The organism is Salinicola sp., from assembly GCF_982684285.1.
The window spans coordinates 1-2,669 of record NZ_CEXLVS010000372.1 but is presented as its reverse complement, the minus strand read 5'-3'; the positions used below and the strand labels follow the sequence as shown (position 1 = coordinate 2,669).

Sequence of the window (2,669 nt, the reverse complement as noted above, 5' to 3'; positions counted from 1 at the left end):
GAAGCTCGAAGCTCGAAGCTCGAAGCTCGAAGCTCGAAGCTCGAAGCTCGAAGCTCAGGTTTCCAGCACCCGCAGCGCGTCGCCGCTGGTCACGCCCAGCCGCTCGGCTTCCGCCGTGGTCAGCGTGATCACTCCGTCCTCGCTGGGGCCGCGGCCGATCCAGCTGCAGCGGAAGTCGCTCATGCCGGTGGTCGCGGCCATCCAGCCGGGGCGTTCGGGCTGGGCGAGAGAGTCGCCGCTGACTTCCACCGTGACGCAGGAGGAGTGGCGAATGGCGCGGACGTCGTCGATGTAGGCCTCGACCGTGGGGCCGCCGTCGAAGATGTCGATGTAGCCTTCCCAGCGCAGCCCTTCTTTCTTGAGCATCTCCAGCGCGGGTCGGGTGTGCTCGTGGACCTGGCCGATGCACTCCCGCGCCGCCTGGGGCAGGAACGGCGTGTAGATCGGGTACTTCGGCATCAATTCGCCGATGAAGCTCTTCTGGCCCAGCCCGGTGAGCTGATCGGCCTGCTTGAACTCCATCGGGAAGAAGTGGCTGCCGAGGCTCTCCCAGAACGGGCTTATGCCCTCCGGGCTGAACACGCCGCGCATTTCCGCCAGTACCTTGGCCGGGAAACAGTCACGAAACTCCGCCATGAACAGCCAGCGCGCCTTGGAGAGCAGCGTGCCGTTGCGATCGCGGCGATAGGCCGGGCGCAGGAACAGCGAGGCGACTTCGGCGTCGCCGGTATGGTCAGAACTCAGAAACAGCGTGTCGATGGTGCGATGCAGGTCGAGCTGGACCGATGAGTGGGCCAGCTTGCCGACACGGTAGTGATAGAACGGCGGCTCGCGGCCAACCTCGGCCTCGATTGCGCAGCAGCCCGCCAGTTCACCGCTCTGCTCGTCCTCGAGCACGAAGAAGTAGAGTCGTTCCTGCTGGGGAACGCGGCCCTCGAAGGCCGCCACCGCGTTGGCGATCTTGGCAGCCAGGAATTCGCGGCTGTTGGGCAGCGAGGTGAAACCGACCCCGGTCTCCTGGGCCAGCGCCTGCAGCTCATCGATATCGTGGTGCCCAATGGGTCGCAGCCGCATTACAGTTCTCCCTCGTCCAGCGCGTCTTCGACATTGGGTAGCGCCAGCGGCGCGACCAGTACGGCACGCCCCTCCTCGACGCCAAGCAGCGCCGCCTGCTCTTCCGACAGCAGCAGCTGGCCAGTGGGCGTGAGCGCGTAGCGCGCGACGGTGCAGCGAAAGTCCGCCAGCTGCTGATTGGCCACCATGGCGGGCTCCGCATCCGGCAGCGAGGCCGCCGGGCGGATCCGCACCGGGTGCCAGCCGCAGTGGGTCAGCGTATGCAGACGCTGCCGCTCCCCTCTCACCACCGGTCCGGCGTCGAAGATATCGACGTGGCGCGAGCGCACGAACCCTTCGGCCAGCATCTCCTGCAGCGCCTGCTCGTGGGCCGGATGCTCGCGCCCGATCGCCGCCCGGGCCTGGGGCGTCAACAGCGGCAGATAGAGCGGGAACTGCGGCATCACCTCGGCGATGAAGCTCTTCGAGCGCACGCCCGCCAGCAGGTTGATCTCGTGGTAGCCCTGCTCGAAGAAGTGGCGACCGACACTGTTCCAGAACGGCGAACCGCCCTCCTCGTCCAGATAGCCCGGGAAGGCGACGCCCAGGGTCTCGGCGAAGCGCTCGGGATACTGGGCGATGAACATCAGCCGGGCCCGTCGCAGCAGCGTTGCCGCGCTGGTGCAGCGATAGCGGGCGTCCAGCGACAGCGCGCACAACAGCGACACTTCCGACATCTCGTGGGAGAGCGACAGGGTCTGCACCTCGTGGCGCAGGTTGAGCTGCTGCGAGGCGTGGATCAGGGTTTCCTGGCGGTAGGTGTAGTAGGCGTCCTGCGCCCCCGCCTGGGCCCGGATGCTGGCGGTGCCGACGATCTCGCCCAGATCCCGATCCTCGAGCACGAAGGTGTATAACTCGTCGCCGGGGAAATCGACGTTATGGGAGAGCGCGCGGGTGGAGCGGGCGATGCGCTCCTCCAGCCGGTCGCGATGGGCGGGCAGGTTGGTCAGCCTGGGCGTGGAGCCGCCGGCAAGCCGCTCGATCGCGGCCAGATCGCCCGACCGCGCCGGACGAACCAGCAGATGACCGACGCTACGCGACGCGCCTTCGGCCATGCCCCCTGAAACAACGTCGGCGTCGATCATGACGGATCGACGAGTTGCCTGATGGCGATCTCGAGCCGCGCCATGCCCTCCTGGATGTCCGCCTCCGGGATCACCAGCGACGGCGCCATGCGCAGCACGTTGGGGCCGGCCACCAGAATCATCAGCCCCTGTTCGATGGCCAGCGGCAGGATGTCCCGCGCGCGGCCCTCGAAGTCGTCGCTCATCTCGGCACCGATCAGCAGGCCCATGCCGCGAATCTCCTTGAACACGCCGTACTTGCGATTGATGACTTCGAGATGCTCGCGGAACAGCGCATGGCGCCGCTCGACGCCCGCCAGCACTTCCGGCGTATCGATGGTGGTCAGCGCGGCCAGACCCACGGCGCAGGCCAGCGCGTTACCGCCATAGGTGGAGCCGTGAGTGCCCACCGCCAGCGACGGCGCTACGCGATCGGTGGTCAGCATGGCGCCGATTGGGAAACCGCCGCCCAGCGCCTTGGCGGTGGTCAGG

At 67.4% G+C, this 2,669-nt stretch carries 3 protein-coding genes; all 3 read right to left on the bottom strand.

The window, feature by feature from the left end; genetic code table 11:
- Positions 1 to 54: 54 nt before the first annotated feature.
- On the bottom strand, positions 55 to 1,074 hold the full coding sequence (astA, locus tag AC3AYF_RS19995) for an arginine N-succinyltransferase (protein ID WP_487780264.1): 1,020 nt from the start codon (positions 1,072 to 1,074) through the stop codon (positions 55 to 57).
- Positions 1,074 to 2,168: an arginine N-succinyltransferase gene (locus AC3AYF_RS19990; RefSeq protein ID WP_487780265.1), complete on the bottom strand. Its 1,095-nt coding sequence runs from the start codon at positions 2,166 to 2,168 to the stop codon at positions 1,074 to 1,076. Before AC3AYF_RS19990 ends, astA begins: the two co-directional genes overlap by 1 nt.
- Before the next feature lie 26 nt (positions 2,169 to 2,194).
- A partial coding sequence (locus AC3AYF_RS19985) for an aminotransferase class III-fold pyridoxal phosphate-dependent enzyme (RefSeq protein WP_487780263.1) occupies positions 2,195 to 2,669 on the bottom strand: 475 nt, incomplete at its 5' end.